The sequence below is a fragment of the Marinobacter sp. C7 genome (assembly GCF_022343555.1).
In the GTDB taxonomy this organism is placed as follows: Bacteria; Pseudomonadota; Gammaproteobacteria; order Pseudomonadales; family Oleiphilaceae; genus Marinobacter.
This window is the reverse complement of sequence record NZ_JAKQZH010000001.1, coordinates 2,118,510-2,133,940: the sequence shown is the minus strand read 5'-3', so window position 1 is coordinate 2,133,940 and position 15,431 is coordinate 2,118,510. Positions and strand designations below refer to the sequence as shown.

The following is a 15,431-nucleotide window of genomic DNA, read 5'->3' as shown; positions in this document are numbered from 1 at the left end:
CCATGACTGAACACAAGCAGGAACAGCCTCATATTATGGCGCAAACCTTCGTACACCTTCGCGTACATTCCGAATACTCCATGGTGGATGGACTGGTCCGGGTGAAACCCCTGGTCAGTCGTGTCGCCGAGCTGGGCATGCCCGCGGTGGGGCTGACCGAGCAATCCAATATGTGCTCGCTGGTTCGTTTCTACAAGGCGGCCACCGGCGCCGGTGTGAAGCCGATCATTGGCGCGGACCTGTGGCTGGAAAACCCTGACGAGCCGGACAATCCTTTCCGCCTGACACTGCTGGCGAGGGACAATGACGGCTACCTGAATCTGACCGAAATCATCTCCCTCGGTTACACCGACGGCCAGCGCTTCGGCAAGCCGATCATTCAGCGCGCCTGGCTGGAAGAGCGGTCAAAAGGCCTGATCGCACTCTCCGGTGCCAAGCTGGGTGATGTCGGCAAGGCTCTGCTGGCGGGCAAGCCGGAGCTGGCCCGGGAGCGTGCGCAATACTGGAAGAACCTCTACCCGGACAGCTATTACCTGGAGCTTCAGCGTACCGGCCGCCCGGGTGATGAAGACTGCCTGCACCTGAGTGTGGGCCTGGCGTCGGAGCTGGACTTGCCGGTGGTGGCCACCAACGACGTGCACTTCCTGGAAGCGGATGACTTCGAGGCCCACGAGGCCCGGGTCTGCATCGGTGAAAGCCGTACCCTCGATGATCCGCGCAGGGAGAGGCGGTTCAGTGACCAGCAATACCTGCGCAGCGCCGAGGAGATGATCGAGCTGTTCTCGGACATTCCCGAGGCCGTTGAGAATACGGTGGAAATTGCCCGCCGCTGCTCGGTGAAGGTGCGCATGGGCGAGTACTTCCTGCCCAATTATCCGATCCCCGACGGCATGACCATGGACGAATATTTCCGTCATGTGTCGGAAGAAGGCCTGGAAGCGCGCCTGGCGAAAACTCTGAGCAGGGACGACCCGGAATACGACGAGAAACGGGAAGCCTACTACAAGCGCCTGAACTTCGAGCTGGATATCATCATCCAGATGGGGTTCCCGGGTTACTTCCTGATCGTGATGGACTTCATCAAGTGGGCCAAGAACAACGGTGTGCCTGTTGGCCCCGGCCGGGGTTCCGGTGCCGGTTCCCTGGTGGCCTATGCTCTGCTGATCACCGATCTGGACCCGCTGGAATACGATCTGCTGTTCGAGCGGTTCCTGAACCCGGAACGGGTATCCATGCCCGACTTCGACGTCGACTTCTGCATGGAAGGCCGGGACCGGGTGATCGACTACACGGCCGAAAAGTACGGCCGGGAGGCCGTCTCCCAGATCATCACCTTCGGTACCATGGCTGCCAAGGCGGTGGTGCGGGATGTGGCGCGGGTACAGGGCAAGTCCTACGGTCTGGCGGACAAGCTGTCAAAGCTGATTCCGTTCGAAGTTGGCATGACCCTGGAGAAGGCGATCGAGCAAGAACCGCAGCTGAAGGAATTCCTGGAGCAGGATGAGGAAGCCCAGGAAATCTGGGAGATGGCCCTCAAGCTCGAGGGCGTATGCCGGAATGCCGGCAAGCACGCGGGGGGCGTGGTGATCGCGCCCACCAAGATTACCGACTTCTCGCCGCTGTACTGCGATGACGAGGGCGGAAGCCTGGTGACCCAGTTTGACAAGGGGGATGTGGAAGATGCCGGCCTGGTGAAGTTCGACTTCCTCGGTCTGCGGACCCTGACCATCATCAAATGGGCCCTGAACATGATCAACCCGCGCCGGGAAAAACTTGGCGAGGGGACCCTGGACATCAGCACCATCCCGCTGGATGACAAGCCGTCCTTTGAAATGCTGAAGCGGGCCGAAACCACGGCCGTGTTCCAGCTGGAATCCCGCGGCATGAAGGACCTCATCCGCCGCCTGCAGCCGGACTCCCTGGAAGACATGATCGCCCTGGTGGCCCTGTTCCGTCCCGGTCCCTTGCAGTCCGGCATGGTGGACGATTTCATCGACCGTAAGCACGGTCGGCAGCCGATGTCCTACCCGCATCCGGATTATCAGTACCAGGGGCTGAAGCCGGTGCTGGAGCCCACCTACGGGGTCATCCTGTACCAGGAGCAGGTCATGCAGATTGCCCAGGTGATGGCGGGCTACACCCTGGGTGGCGCGGACATGCTCCGCCGCGCGATGGGTAAGAAGAAACCGGAAGAGATGGCCAAGCAGAAGGCCATTTTCCTGGACGGTTGTGAGAAGAACGGCATCGACAAGACCCTGGCCGAGAACATCTTCGACCTGGTGGAGAAGTTCGCCGGTTACGGCTTCAACAAGTCGCACTCCGCTGCCTATGCCCTGGTGTCCTACCAGACCCTGTGGCTCAAGGCGCACTATCCGGCCGAGTTCATGGCCGCCGTACTCACCGCCGATATGCAGAACACCGACAAGGTGGTCACGCTGGTGGAAGAGTGCCGGAACATGAAGCTGGACCTGCTGGTGCCGGACGTCAGCCGTTCCGCCTATACCTTCACCGTTAACGATGACGGTCAGATCGTCTATGGTCTCGGCGCCATCAAGGGCCTGGGTGAGGGTCCGATCGACAGTATTGTGGCGGCGGCCAAAGACGGTCCGTTCGAGGATATTTTCGATTTCTGCCGGCGGGTGGACCTCAAGAAGGTCAACAAGCGAGCCTTGGAGGCGCTGATCCGCGCCGGTGCCATGGACAAGCTGGGGCCGGGCAGGGCCCAGCTGATGGCCAGCATCGACAAGGCTGTCCAGCAGGCGGACCAGCAGTCCCGTAACGACGCCGCGGGCATGATGGATATGTTTGGTGAAATGCTCGAGTCCGGCGGAGAGGACGGTGATGCCTACGCAGACGTGGCCAATGTCCGTGAGTGGCCGAAGAAGGAGCGCCTCAAGGGCGAGAAGGACACTCTCGGCCTGTACCTGACTGGTCACCCCTTCGACGAATACGAGAAGGAAGTGCGCCGGTTTGTCCGCTCATCGATTGCCGACCTGAAACCGAACAAGTCACCCCAGCGTGTGGCAGGCCTGGTGGTTGCCCAGCGCACCATGAAAACCCGGACCGGTTCGACCATGTGTTTCATTACCCTGGACGACCGCAGCGCCCGGATCGAGGCCACCCTGTTTTCGGAAACCTTCTTCGAGAACCGGGAATTGTTGCAGTCGGACCAGGTCATTGTCGTGGAGGGGCAGGTCAGTCACGATGACTACTCCGGCCAGATGAAAATGCGGGTCAACTCGGTGATGGACGTAGCCACCGCCCGGCAACAGTTCAGCCGCGGGCTCAAACTGGAGCTGGCCGCGGAGCAGTTGCAGAACGGGTTGCTGGACAAGCTGGACGAAACCCTGCGGCCCTTCCGCTGTGAGGGCAGCCCGGTATGGATCGAGTACCGCAGTCCGGAAGCCCGGACCCGCATCGAGCTGGGGGAATCCTGGCGGGTGCAGCCGGACGATAACCTGTTGCTGGAGCTCAGGTACCTGGTGGGCGACCAATCGGTTGAACTGGTCTATGATTAAGACCAATGTCCGCTTTAGCCGGTCTGCATGCACTGCTATCTTTGTCCCAAATTCTGGTTTTGGCGGTCCGCGGGGCCGTCAGGCAAATCAAAATGATGGAACATCATGAACCCTAACTACCTGGATTTTGAACAGCCGATCGCCGACCTGGAAGCCAAGATTGAAGAGCTTCGCATGGTCGGCAATGACACTGACATCAACATCACCGATGAGATCAACCGTCTCAAGAAGAAGAGCGTCAATCTCACGGAGAGTATCTTCTCGAACCTGCAGCCCTGGGATATTGCCCGCCTGGCGCGGCACCCGCGCCGGCCCTATACGTTTGATTACATCGAGATGATTTTCGATGACTTCGACGAACTGCACGGGGATCGCCGATACGCGGATGACCAGGCCATCGTCGGCGGCACCGCCCGCCTGGGTGACAAGCCGGTTATGGTTATCGGTCACCAGAAAGGGCGCGAGGTCAGGGACAAGGTCAAGCGCAACTTTGGCATGCCCCGTCCCGAGGGTTACCGCAAGGCCCTGCGCCTGATGGAGATGGCAGAGCGATTCAAGATGCCCATCCTGACGTTCATCGATACGCCGGGTGCCTACCCGGGTATCGGTGCCGAAGAGCGGGGACAGAGCGAGGCGATTGCGTTTAACCTCGCGGTCATGTCCCGCCTGAAAACCCCGATCATCTCCACCGTCATTGGTGAAGGTGGATCCGGTGGCGCTCTGGCAATTGGCGTTTGTGACCAGCTCAACATGCTGCAGTATTCCACCTACGCGGTGATTTCACCGGAGGGTTGTGCCTCTATTCTCTGGAAGAGCGCGGAATACGCAGCTCAGGCTGCCGAAGCCATGGGCGTAACGGCGGACCGGCTCAAAGATCTGGGGTTGGCGGACAACGTCATTGCCGAACCGCTGGGCGGCGCCCATCGCAATCCGGAAGAGATGGCGGAATCGCTGCGTGAAACCCTGTCCAAAGGAGTCGCGGAACTTTCCCGGTTGCCCGCGGACGAGCTGGTGTCCCGCCGCTATGAGCGGCTGACCCGCTATGACACAGGACGGTAAACCCGTCCCCGGTTTTGCCTGGCCGGAGGCACTCTGCGCTCCGGTCAGGTCACTCCCCGAGCACAACAGACTCTGGATCGCCTTCAGCGGTGGTCTGGATTCCTGCCTTCTGCTGCATACAGCAGCGCATTGCTTCCCTCAAGACCCGTGCCTTCGAGCCGTTCACATCAACCATCAGTTGCAGGCCAATGCCGCGGAATCCGAGCGGTTCTGCCGCCGGACTTGTGAGGCTCTGGGCGTTGAGTTGCTGGTGCGCCGCGTCGATGTCGAGGCAGGAGTGGGCGCCAGTGGCGGTGGCCTTGAGGAGGCTGCCCGTCATGCCCGGTATGCGGTATTCGAGGAAATCCTGGAATCCGGCGACCTGCTGCTGATGGCGCATCATGCTGATGATCAGGCCGAGACGGTGCTGTTCAGGCTGCTCCGTGGCACCGGCGTGCGGGGACTGGCGGGCATGCCCCGTGAGCGGACACTGGGGGCCGGCCGACTGGTGCGGCCCTTGCTCGAATTCGACAGGGCTCGCTTGTCTCAATGGGCCAATGAAGCGGGTCTGGAATGGGTGGAAGACCCGAGCAACGCTGAAGAACGTTTTGATCGGAACTTTCTCAGACAGAGAATCCTGCCAGCGCTCAAGGAGCGTTGGCCCGGCCTGAATGCCAGGCTCCGGCATAGCGCTGCTGCCTGTACAGAACAGGTGGCGCTGGCAGACCGGCTGGCAGAGATTCAATGGCGTGACTGCGCCCCGGATGGCAGGCGCCTGTCCATCGAGCGACTCGAGCAGCTGCCGCTCCCGGAACGGAAAAACCTGTTGCGTTGGTGGATCCGGACCTCGGGTTACGACCTGCCCTCCATCAGGGATTGGGCGCAGGTTATCGAAGAGCTGATCCACGCCCGGGAAGACGGTGAGCCCGAGCTGGTCGGGGCGGGCTTTGCCATCCGCCGGTTCCGGGGGCGCCTCTATCTGGTTCCGGATCAGCCCGAACCGGAGTCCGCAATTGCCAGGCTCGTGCCCGGCGAACCGGTGCGTTGGTCAGGCTGGCGAATCCGGTTGGAGTCTGCCTCTGGCCACAAACAGGCGCCGCCGGCAATACGGGTATCTACGAGGCAGGGGGGCGAGCGCTTCCACCCGTTGCCGGAAGGGCCGGGAAAACTGGTCAAGAAATGGCTGCAGGAGCAGGGGATTCCACCCTGGGAAAGGGCCCGTATTCCGCTTGTTTTCAGGCGCGACGACGAAGGTGAAACGCTGATCGGAATTGGCGATTTGTGGTGTTCTGGACAATACTCGGGAAGCGCCCCTGCCGCTGGCTGGCGGCTGATTGTGGAGCGGGATTGTGATTGAGTAAGGGGGGGCTTTCTGGTAGTCTGGCGTCCCATCTTGAGATGAACAATCTCCCTCCTTCACCGAACCAGATAATCACGGAATCTGCATGACGCGTTATATTTTCGTCACCGGCGGTGTCGTGTCCTCCTTGGGGAAAGGTATTGCGTCTGCCTCCCTGGCAGCCATCCTCGAGGCACGCGGCCTGAAGGTCACCATTCTCAAGCTGGACCCCTACATCAACGTAGACCCCGGCACCATGAGCCCGTTCCAGCACGGTGAGGTTTTTGTCACCGAAGACGGCGCGGAAACCGATCTGGACCTTGGCCACTACGAGCGTTTCATTCGTACCCGGATGAGTCGCCGCAACAACTTCACTACCGGTCGCGTCTACGAGGAAGTCATCCGCAAGGAGCGGCGTGGCGACTACCTGGGCGGCACGGTCCAGGTCATCCCCCACATCACCGACGAGATCAAGCGCCGGGTAGTGGAAGGTGCCGCCGGCGTGGATGTCGCGCTGATCGAGATCGGTGGCACGGTGGGCGACATCGAGTCCCTGCCGTTCCTGGAAGCCTGCCGTCAGCTCAAGGTTGAGGTTGGCCCGCAGCGCGCCCTGTTCATGCACCTGACTCTGGTTCCGTATATCGCCACTGCCGGCGAGATCAAGACCAAACCGACCCAGCACTCCGTCAAGGAGATGCGTTCCATCGGTCTGCAACCGGATATCCTGCTGTGCCGATCCGAGCACGAAGTGGATGCCAGCTCCCGTCGCAAGATCGCACTGTTCACGAACGTGGAAGAGCGTGCCGTGATTCCGCTTCAGGATGCCAAATCCATCTACGCCATTCCGCGCATGCTGCACGAGCACGGCCTGGATCAGTTGGTGATCGAGCGGTTCAATCTCGATGCCCGGCCGGCTGACCTGAGCGAGTGGGACGGCGTCGTGGATGCGCTGATGCACCCGGAGCAGGAAGTGACCATCGCCATGGTCGGCAAGTATATGGAGCTGCTGGATGCCTACAAGTCGCTGATTGAATCCCTGTTGCACGCCGGCATCAAGACCCGGACCAAGGTCAACATCAACTACATTGATTCCGAAGACATCGAGCGGGACGGTACACGTGCGCTGGAGTCCGCCGATGCCATCCTGGTTCCCGGCGGGTTTGGCGAGCGTGGTGTTGAGGGTAAGATCCGCACCGTGCAATACGCCCGGGAGAACAAGGTTCCCTATCTCGGTATCTGCCTTGGCATGCAAGTGGCGGTCATCGAGTATGCGCGCAATGTCGCCGGCCTGAAGGATGCCCATAGCACCGAATTCCGCACCCATACCCCGGAGCCGGTGGTCGGTCTGATCACCGAGTGGCTGGATGCCACCGGTGAGCGCGAGGAGCGCACCGAGGAATCGGATCTGGGCGGTACCATGCGCCTGGGAGCCCAGGACTGTGTGCTGACCGAAGGTTCCACCATCGCCAACTGCTATGGCAAGAAGACCATTCGTGAGCGCCATCGTCATCGCTATGAGGTGAATAACCATTTCCTTCCGGCCCTCGAGGGCGCCGGCCTCCAGATTTCCGGCCGCTCCAGTGACGGCAAGCTGGTGGAAGTGGTCGAAGCTCCGGAACACCCGTGGTTCGTGGCCTGCCAGTTCCATCCGGAATTCACCTCCACGCCCCGGGATGGTCATCCGCTTTTCAAAGGTTTCGTTTCAGCGGCTCTGGCGCATAAGAAGGAGTCCTGAGCATGGCGCAGAGCACGGTAAACGTTTCGGGCATCGAGGTAGCCAACGACAAGCCTTTCGTGCTGTTCGGCGGAATGAACGTCCTGGAATCTCCGGAACTTGCCATGGAGGTGGCGCAGGCCTATGTCGAGGCGACCGGCAAACTGGGTATTCCGTACGTATTCAAGGCGTCCTTCGACAAGGCCAACCGTTCCTCTGTGCACTCATTTCGTGGCCCCGGCCTCGAGAAGGGATTGCAGATCCTGGCGGACATCAAGAGCAAATTCGGGGTGCCGATCATCTCTGACGTCCATGAGCCGGCACAGGCAGCTCCGGCCGCCAAGGTCTGTGACATCATTCAGCTGCCGGCTTTCCTGAGCCGCCAGACCGATCTGGTGGTTGCCATGGCCGAAACCGGCGCGGTGATCAACGTCAAGAAGGCCCAGTTCCTTGCACCCCAGGAGATGAAGCACATCATCACCAAGTGCGAGGAAGCCGGCAATGACAAGGTTATCCTGTGCGAGCGGGGCAGCAGCTTCGGCTATAACAACCTGGTGGTGGACATGCTTGGCTTCGGCATCATGAAGGCCATGAATGTGCCGGTGATGTTCGATGTGACCCATTCCCTGCAGATGCCGGGCGGCCGTGCCGATTCGGCCGGCGGCCGACGGGCCCAGGTCACTGATCTGGCACTGGCCGGCATGTCCCAGGGGCTGGCCGGTCTGTTCCTGGAGGCGCATCCGGATCCCGACCAGGCCAAGTGTGACGGCCCGTGCGCCCTGCGGCTCAGCCAGCTGGAGCCCTTCCTGCAGCGGGTCAAAGCCGTGGATGACCTGGTGAAAAGTTTTAAACCTATCGACACCGCCTGATTGGCGGTGTTGGTGTTTCATACGGACTATGGGAGCGAGCGGGAACGGCCCTGCGAAAATGTAGAGGGCCAGGGACGGCCCGAAACAAGCGCACATGGATGTGCTTGTAGCGGTTTTCGCAGGGCCGTTCCCGCTCGCTCTGACTCCCAAAATTGAACACGAACTTGGAGACAGAGAAGAATGACCAAGATTGCCAACATCAAGGGCCGCGAGGTTCTGGATTCCCGTGGTAACCCCACTGTCGAAGCAGACGTAATCCTCGAAGACGGAACCATCGGAAGTGCGTGTGCACCGTCCGGCGCTTCAACCGGTTCCCGGGAAGCACTGGAACTGCGTGATGGCGACAAGACCCGGTACCTGGGCAAAGGCGTTCTGAAAGCGGTCGAAGCCGTGAACGGCAAGATCCGTGATGCGCTCGTTGGCAAAGATGCGGCTGACCAGCGTGGTCTGGACAACATCATGTTGGAACTGGACGGTACCGAGAACAAGGCGAATCTTGGCGCCAATGCCATTCTGGCGGTCTCTCTGGCAGCGGCCAAGGCTGCGGCAATCTCTCTGGGCAAGCCGCTGTATGCGCACATCGCGGATATCAACGGTACCTCCGGCCAGTTCTCCATGCCGGTGCCCATGATGAACATCCTCAACGGTGGCGAGCACGCGGATAACAACGTTGATATCCAGGAGTTCATGGTTCAGCCGGTTTCTGCCAAGACGTTTTCCGAAGCCCTTCGTGTTGGCGCGGAGATCTTCCACAGCCTGAAAAAAGTTCTGCAGGCGCAGGGTCTGAACACCGCAGTTGGTGATGAGGGTGGTTTTGCGCCGAACCTGCCGTCCAACGAGGCGGCACTGGCTGTGATCAAGGAAGCGGTAGACAAGGCGGGCTACAAGCTTGGTACCGATGTAACGCTCGCCCTGGATTGCGCCTCTTCTGAATTCTATAAAGATGGCCAGTACCAGCTCTCCGGCGAAGGCAAGAGCTTCGACTCCGAAGGCTTTGCTGATTACCTGGCGGGTCTGTGCGAGCGTTATCCCATCGTTTCCATCGAGGACGGTATGGACGAAAGCGACTGGGACGGCTGGAAAGTGCTGACCGACAAGCTGGGCAGCAAGGTGCAACTGGTCGGTGACGACCTGTTCGTGACCAACACGAAAATTCTCCAGCAGGGCATTGAGAAAGGTGTTGGTAATTCCATCCTGATCAAGTTCAACCAGATTGGCAGCCTGACCGAGACTCTGGATGCCATCAAGATGGCTCAGGATGCGGGCTACACCGCGGTCATTTCCCACCGCTCCGGTGAGACCGAGGACACCACCATCGCAGATCTGGCGGTTGCCACCTGCGCGGGTCAGATCAAGACCGGTTCGCTGTGCCGTTCTGACCGGGTTGCCAAGTACAACCAGCTGCTGCGCATTGAAGAGGCGCTGGATGGCAAGGCGCCTTACCGTGGTCTGAGCGAGATCAAGGGCCAGGGCTGAGGTTCCGGCGGTAAAAAAGGCTTGCCGGCAGCGGTCGGCAAGTAACAAAATGTTAAGGCCATCGCGTTCTGAATGAAAATTCAGACACGATGGCCTTTTTGTACAACCAGTTAGAAGAATTTGTTGTTAATCTACTCTAAGGTCTATACTCATTAGTCAGTGCTGATTTTTTGAACGGTTATTTCTCCGACGGAATTGGAATGAAAACGCTTTGGGCCATCATGGTTGTGTTGATTCTCCTGCTGCAGGTTCGCCTGTGGGTCGGGGAGGGCAGCTTTGCGCAGGTGTGGTCCCTGGAGCAGTCCATTGCCGAGCAGCGTGCGGAGAATGCCGAGCTGGCAGCCCGTAATGATCGCCTCTACGCAGAGGTAAGGAATCTGCGCACCCGGGAGGGGGCCCTGGAAGAGCGGGCCAGGATGAACCTTGGGTTGATTCGCGAGGACGAGACTTTTTTCCTGGTTGTTGAGAACTGAGGACTACCCCGCCTCTCTCCAGACCACGTGCAGACCTCTTATGACCTACCCCAGACTTTGGTTGATTGTTCCCGCTGCCGGCATCGGTAAGCGTATGAAGTCCGAAGTGCCAAAGCAGTATCTGACGCTGGCTAACCGCTTCATTCTTGATATCACTCTTTCTCGTCTCCTCGATAATGCCGATTTCGCCGGCTGTATGGTCCCCCTGAGCCCCCAGGACCACTGGTGGCCGGATACCGAAGCCGTCAAAGATGACCGTATCCAGACGTGCACCGGGGGAAAGGAACGCGCTGATTCGGTGTTGTCGGCGCTCCATGCCTTGCAGGAACAGGCCGATGAGAACGATTGGGTGCTGGTGCATGATGCCGCCAGACCCTGTGTCCATCCTGACGACCTGACAAACCTCATTGGTACCCTTTCGGGGCACCCCGTTGGCGGGCTGCTGGCGGCTCCGGTGGCGGATACACTCAAGCAGGCTGATGATGGCCAGCCGCCGGAGGTGGAGGCGACGGTGGATCGGAGCCGGCTCTGGCGGGCGTTGACGCCGCAGATGTTTCGGTTCGGGGCGCTTACCCGTGCGCTGGAATCGTGTCTGGCTGCCGGTCAGGGAGTGACGGATGAGTCCTCTGCCATGGAATTTTCCGGTAACATGCCGGTTCTGGTGGAAGGGCGGCCGGATAATCTCAAGATTACGGTTCCGTCAGATCTTGCGCTGGCCGGTTTTATCCTGAGTCGGCTGTAACCGGTTCCACCAAACACTTTCTTTTCAACGTTCCGGAGAGATGCATGCGGATTGGTCAGGGCTTTGATGTCCATGCCTTTTGCGAAGGTGATTCCGTTATTCTGGGTGGGGTGCAAATCCCGCACGATCATGGGCTGAAGGCACATTCCGATGGCGATGTACTGCTCCATGCCCTGGCTGATGCGTTGCTCGGTGCAGTTGCGCTGGGCGATATCGGCCATCTGTTTCCGGATACCAGCGACGAGTGGGCCGGGGCCGACAGTCGCGACCTGCTGCGTCGGGTAATGGCCCGGGTCCGTGAGGAGGGCTACGGGGTGGTCAACGTGGACAGCACGATCATTGCCCAGGCTCCGAAGATGGCCCCGCATGTAGAGGCCATGCGACTGAACATTGCCGAGGACCTTGGCATCGCCGCCAATCGGGTGAGTGTCAAGGCCACCACCACCGAGAAGCTCGGTTTTACCGGACGGGGTGAAGGGATCGCCTGCCAGGCAATTTGTCTGCTTGAGCCGGTGAGCACGTGAGCACTGACGACCTCTCGCGGGGGCAGTGGCGCCTGGACTGGCCGACCAGCCACGGTCGGGTTGCCCGGGCGCAGCTGAAAGTACTTCCCGGGGATTTCCGGGTCGAGGAGATTCTGGCCGTTTCCGACCTGATTCCCGGCGAGGGTGAGCACCTGTGTCTCTGCCTCGAGAAGACCGGGGATAACACCGAGTTTGTTGCCAGGCAGTTGGCGCGAATGGCGGGTTGCCGTGGCTTTGATGTCGGTTTTTGTGGCCTCAAGGATCGCCATGCGGTGACCAGCCAGTGGTTCAGTCTCTACCGGCCGGGTATGGAGTCCGACGACGACCTGTTTATCCGGGAGGTGGCCATGCGCTGGCGAGTGCTTGCGTCTTCCCGGGCACCCCGGAAATTGCGACGCGGCGAGCACTCGGCTAACCGATTCACGATCCTGCTGCGAAACGTTGAGGGTTCGGTGCCGGAAATTGATGGGGCATTGAAACGCCTCGGGCAGCAGGGGGCGCCCAATTACTTCGGGCCTCAGCGCTTCGGGCACGAGGGGGGCAATCTCGATAAGGCCCTCAAGGTTGATCCCTCGCAGCTGAATCGTCGTGGCCGCGGCGCAAAACGTGGCTCACGTGGTGGCAGGGACGGGTCGAAAAACGTATTGTACTTTTCGGCGGCGCGCTCGTGGTTGTTCAATGAAGTGCTGGCTGCTCGGGTATCGGATGGTAGCTGGGCCACCTGTCTGCCGGGGGAGCCGGAAGAGGCCCCGGCTGGACCGACGGGACCGATGTGGGGTGACGGCGGGACGACTGCGACTTTGGGCCAGGAAAAGCTGGAACGTGGGGTAGTTGGGCAGTGGCCACAGCTTGAGCGTCTGTTTGGTGCTACCCGAATGAAGCCCGAGCGCCGGCCACTGGTGGTGCAGCCCCGGGAGCTTGGCTGGGAGTGGCTGGCGGAGAATGCCCTGAAAATCTGTTTTGTTCTGCCCCCGGGTCAGTACGCAACCACGGTCCTGGGTGATATTTTCGAGCTGGAGGACATGAGCCTCGGCCGTCATAACGAATAAAAAATGCTAGCGGAGAACACTGTGCGAATTCTGTTATCGAATGATGATGGTGTGCATTCGCCTGGGCTTGTTGCCCTCTATGAGGGGCTTCAGGGCCTGGGAGACCTGGAAGTCGTGGCTCCGGACCGGGACCACAGCGGTGCGAGTAACGCACTGACTCTGAATCGCCCCCTCACCGTTGAGGAACACCCCAACGGTTTTCATTCAGTGGACGGAACCCCCACCGACTGCGTGCACCTGGCCGTGAACGGTCTGTTCGAGGAGCCTTTCGACCGGGTCGTGTCCGGCATCAATACCCACGCCAACCTGGGCGACGATATTATCTATTCCGGCACGGTAGCAGCCGCCACCGAAGGGCGTCACCTCGGTTTGCCGGCGATTGCGGTATCCCTGGTGAACGATGGCCATTTCCATTACGAAACCGCCGCGAGGGTTGTACGCATGCTCCTGGAGCAGGACCGTCCGCTCCAGCTCGGACCGCGTTCGATCCTGAATGTTAACGTCCCTGATCGACCCTGGGAGCAGCTGGCGGGCATTCGTGTTACCCGCCTCGGCCACCGGGAGCGGGCCGAAGGGGCCGTGCCCATGACCTGTCCGAGGGGCAAGCAGCGGTACTGGATCGGTGCTGCCGGGGAGGGCGGTGATGCTGGCCCCGGAACGGATTTTCATGCGGTTCGTGAGGGGTATGTCTCGATCACCCCGGTTCATATTGATATGACCCGCCATGAAGCCCTTGTCCCCTTGAGGGAGTGGGTTGATGAACTGGGCTTCGACGGAGGACTGTCCTCATGAGTGCACAGCTCCAGGGAATTGGAATGACCTCCCGAAGAACCCGTATGCGCCTGGTACAACGATTGCGGGAATCCGGAATCGAATCGGACACGGTGCTGGAAATCATCGGGGAGGTGCCCCGTCATATCTTCCTCGATGAGGCGCTGGCCCATCGTGCCTACGAGGACACCTCACTTCCCATCGGTTACGGGCAGACCCTCTCCCAGCCCTATATCGTCGCCCGCATGACGGAACTCCTGCATCACCACAGGCCGGCTCGTGTCCTGGAGTTGGGTACTGGCTCAGGCTATCAGACGGCTGTGCTGTCGCGGCTGTTCGGGGAAGTTTATAGCGTGGAGCGCATCAAGCCTTTACAGGATCGGGCCCGGGACCGACTGCGGCAGCTTGGCGTGCGCAATGTACTGCTCAAGCATGCGGACGGTGGCATGGGCTGGCCGGAGAAGGGGCCCTTTGACGGCATAATTGTGACGGCCGCACCCGGAGACGTTCCAAAAGAGTTGCTGGCCCAGCTGGCGGACAACGGCGTGTTGATTGCCCCGGTCGGAGAGGAGAAGCAGGTGTTGGTGGAAGTGGTACGTCGTGGCGAGAATTTTGAACGGCGGGAGCTTGAGCCGGTGAATTTCGTGCCCCTGCTCGGAGGAGTGATCCGGTGAGGGAGTCCAGTGAGGCGGCGAGCGAGGCCTCGCCCGACGTGCGGAGAGACCAGCATCCAGCGGCCGTTTTCCTGCGTGGCATGGCCATGGGGGCAGCCGATATCGTGCCAGGGGTGTCCGGTGGCACCATCGCCTTCATAACCGGCATCTATTTTCGTCTGCTGGAAGCCATCAATGCCGCTCCGGTTGCCGTTTTCCGTGACTTGTCCAGGGGACGGTTCCGGGCGTTCTGGGATGCCTGTGACGGTACGTTTCTGGTGTGCCTGCTGGCGGGCATCCTGTCCAGTATTGTGACCCTGGCTTCGGCCATCAGTTTTGCCCTGGCCAATTACCCCATCCTGATCTGGAGCTTTTTCTTCGGCCTGATTGTGGCATCCGTCTGGCATGTGGGCCGGCAGGTGCGTCGCTACCGTGTTGCCCTGTTGGTGCCGCTGCTTGGGGGGATTGCTGTTGCCTGGTGGATTACCACGCTGTCCGGTGCACAACTGTCTCCGTCGGCGCTGGCGTTTTTCGGTTCCGGCGCGCTGGCAATCTGCGCCATGATCCTGCCGGGGATTTCCGGGAGCTTTATCCTGGTGATTATCGGTATGTATGCACCGGTTCTCGCTGCGATCAAGGCGGCGGACCTCGGGATCCTGATGTTGTTCATGGCCGGCTGCCTGGCCGGGCTACTGTCCATAGCGCGGCTGATTACCTGGGCGTTCCGGCATTTCCACGACATGGTCCTGGCGCTTTTGACCGGGTTCATGATCGGTGCGCTGAACAAGGTATGGCCCTGGAAGGAAGTCCTCAGCTGGCGAACCAACAGCTCCGGCGAGCAGGTGCCGCTGAACGAAGCCAGCGTTGGTCCGGCGACCTTTGAACAGCTGACCGGTCAGGACCCACAGGTGCTCATGGCGCTGTTGATGGCAGTGGTCGGTTTGCTTCTGGTACTGGCAATCGAGTGGGTCGGGAGTCGAAAAGTGTTACCTGGCGCACAGAATCAGTGTTCCTCTCGGTAACAAAGGCAACGGGCACGTAACTTGGATTGCCTCTGGAAATATGCAATAAATTAGCTAGTTACTATAAAAACTTTAGAATCTGGATTGATCCTTCGTATTTTTTAGACGGATTTTTCATAACTGGGGCAGCTTTATTCCTGTGAGACTTTTGCGTGGGCTAGTCAATGCCGCACGGTCGGCCTTCCCGCGGTTCCCCTCAGGTGCCACGCCCGGGTCTCGTTGCCTGAAAATACTCCTGGTCGT

At 60.1% G+C, this 15,431-nt stretch carries 13 protein-coding genes; all 13 read left to right on the top strand.

Going from position 1 to position 15,431, the window contains the following annotated elements; all coding sequences use genetic code 11:
• Positions 1-35: 35 nt before the first annotated feature.
• Positions 36-3,518, top strand: coding sequence for a DNA polymerase III subunit alpha (dnaE, locus tag MD273_RS09850; protein ID WP_239037640.1), 3,483 nt, complete (start codon positions 36-38; stop codon positions 3,516-3,518).
• Between the two features lie 105 nt (positions 3,519-3,623).
• Entirely contained in the window at positions 3,624-4,577 is a 954-nt protein-coding gene (accA, locus tag MD273_RS09845) for an acetyl-CoA carboxylase carboxyl transferase subunit alpha (RefSeq protein ID WP_239037555.1), read from the top strand.
• Complete coding sequence (tilS, locus tag MD273_RS09840) at positions 4,561-5,913, top strand: tRNA lysidine(34) synthetase TilS (RefSeq protein WP_239037554.1); 1,353 nt, start codon at positions 4,561-4,563, stop codon at positions 5,911-5,913. The genes accA and tilS overlap by 17 nt, the downstream gene beginning before the upstream one ends.
• An 88-nt stretch (positions 5,914-6,001) precedes the next feature.
• Positions 6,002-7,630 (top strand): CTP synthase, encoded by a 1,629-nt coding sequence (pyrG, locus tag MD273_RS09835; protein ID WP_239037553.1) that lies wholly within the window; start codon positions 6,002-6,004, stop codon positions 7,628-7,630.
• A 2-nt stretch (positions 7,631-7,632) separates the two neighbouring features.
• Positions 7,633-8,478, top strand: a complete 846-nt coding sequence (kdsA, locus tag MD273_RS09830; protein ID WP_239037552.1) for a 3-deoxy-8-phosphooctulonate synthase — start codon at positions 7,633-7,635, stop codon at positions 8,476-8,478.
• A gap of 180 nt (positions 8,479-8,658) precedes the next feature.
• The gene (gene eno / locus MD273_RS09825; RefSeq protein ID WP_239037551.1) at positions 8,659-9,954 is read left to right on the top strand and encodes a phosphopyruvate hydratase; all 1,296 of its coding nucleotides are present in this window, start codon (positions 8,659-8,661) and stop codon (positions 9,952-9,954) included.
• A 200-nt stretch (positions 9,955-10,154) separates the two neighbouring features.
• On the top strand, positions 10,155-10,427 hold the full coding sequence (locus MD273_RS09820; protein WP_239037550.1) for a septum formation initiator family protein: 273 nt from the start codon (positions 10,155-10,157) through the stop codon (positions 10,425-10,427).
• A gap of 40 nt (positions 10,428-10,467) precedes the next feature.
• On the top strand, positions 10,468-11,169 hold the full coding sequence (gene ispD, locus MD273_RS09815; RefSeq protein WP_239037549.1) for a 2-C-methyl-D-erythritol 4-phosphate cytidylyltransferase: 702 nt from the start codon (positions 10,468-10,470) through the stop codon (positions 11,167-11,169).
• A gap of 44 nt (positions 11,170-11,213) precedes the next feature.
• Positions 11,214-11,693 carry a 2-C-methyl-D-erythritol 2,4-cyclodiphosphate synthase gene (gene ispF / locus MD273_RS09810; RefSeq protein WP_239037548.1) on the top strand — a complete coding sequence of 160 codons (480 nt, stop codon included), beginning with the start codon at positions 11,214-11,216 and terminating at the stop codon, positions 11,691-11,693.
• Complete coding sequence (gene truD, locus MD273_RS09805) at positions 11,690-12,742, top strand: tRNA pseudouridine(13) synthase TruD (protein ID WP_239037547.1); 1,053 nt, start codon at positions 11,690-11,692, stop codon at positions 12,740-12,742. Before ispF ends, truD begins: the two co-directional genes overlap by 4 nt.
• Before the next feature lie 21 nt (positions 12,743-12,763).
• Positions 12,764-13,534 carry a 5'/3'-nucleotidase SurE gene (surE, locus tag MD273_RS09800; protein WP_239037546.1) on the top strand — a complete coding sequence of 257 codons (771 nt, stop codon included), beginning with the start codon at positions 12,764-12,766 and terminating at the stop codon, positions 13,532-13,534.
• Positions 13,531-14,187, top strand: coding sequence for a protein-L-isoaspartate(D-aspartate) O-methyltransferase (locus MD273_RS09795; protein ID WP_239037545.1), 657 nt, complete (start codon positions 13,531-13,533; stop codon positions 14,185-14,187). Before surE ends, MD273_RS09795 begins: the two co-directional genes overlap by 4 nt.
• Positions 14,184-15,188: a polyprenyl-phosphate transporter gene (locus MD273_RS09790; RefSeq protein ID WP_502846038.1), complete on the top strand. Its 1,005-nt coding sequence runs from the start codon at positions 14,184-14,186 to the stop codon at positions 15,186-15,188. Before MD273_RS09795 ends, MD273_RS09790 begins: the two co-directional genes overlap by 4 nt.
• The last annotated feature ends 243 nt before the right edge of the window (positions 15,189-15,431 follow it).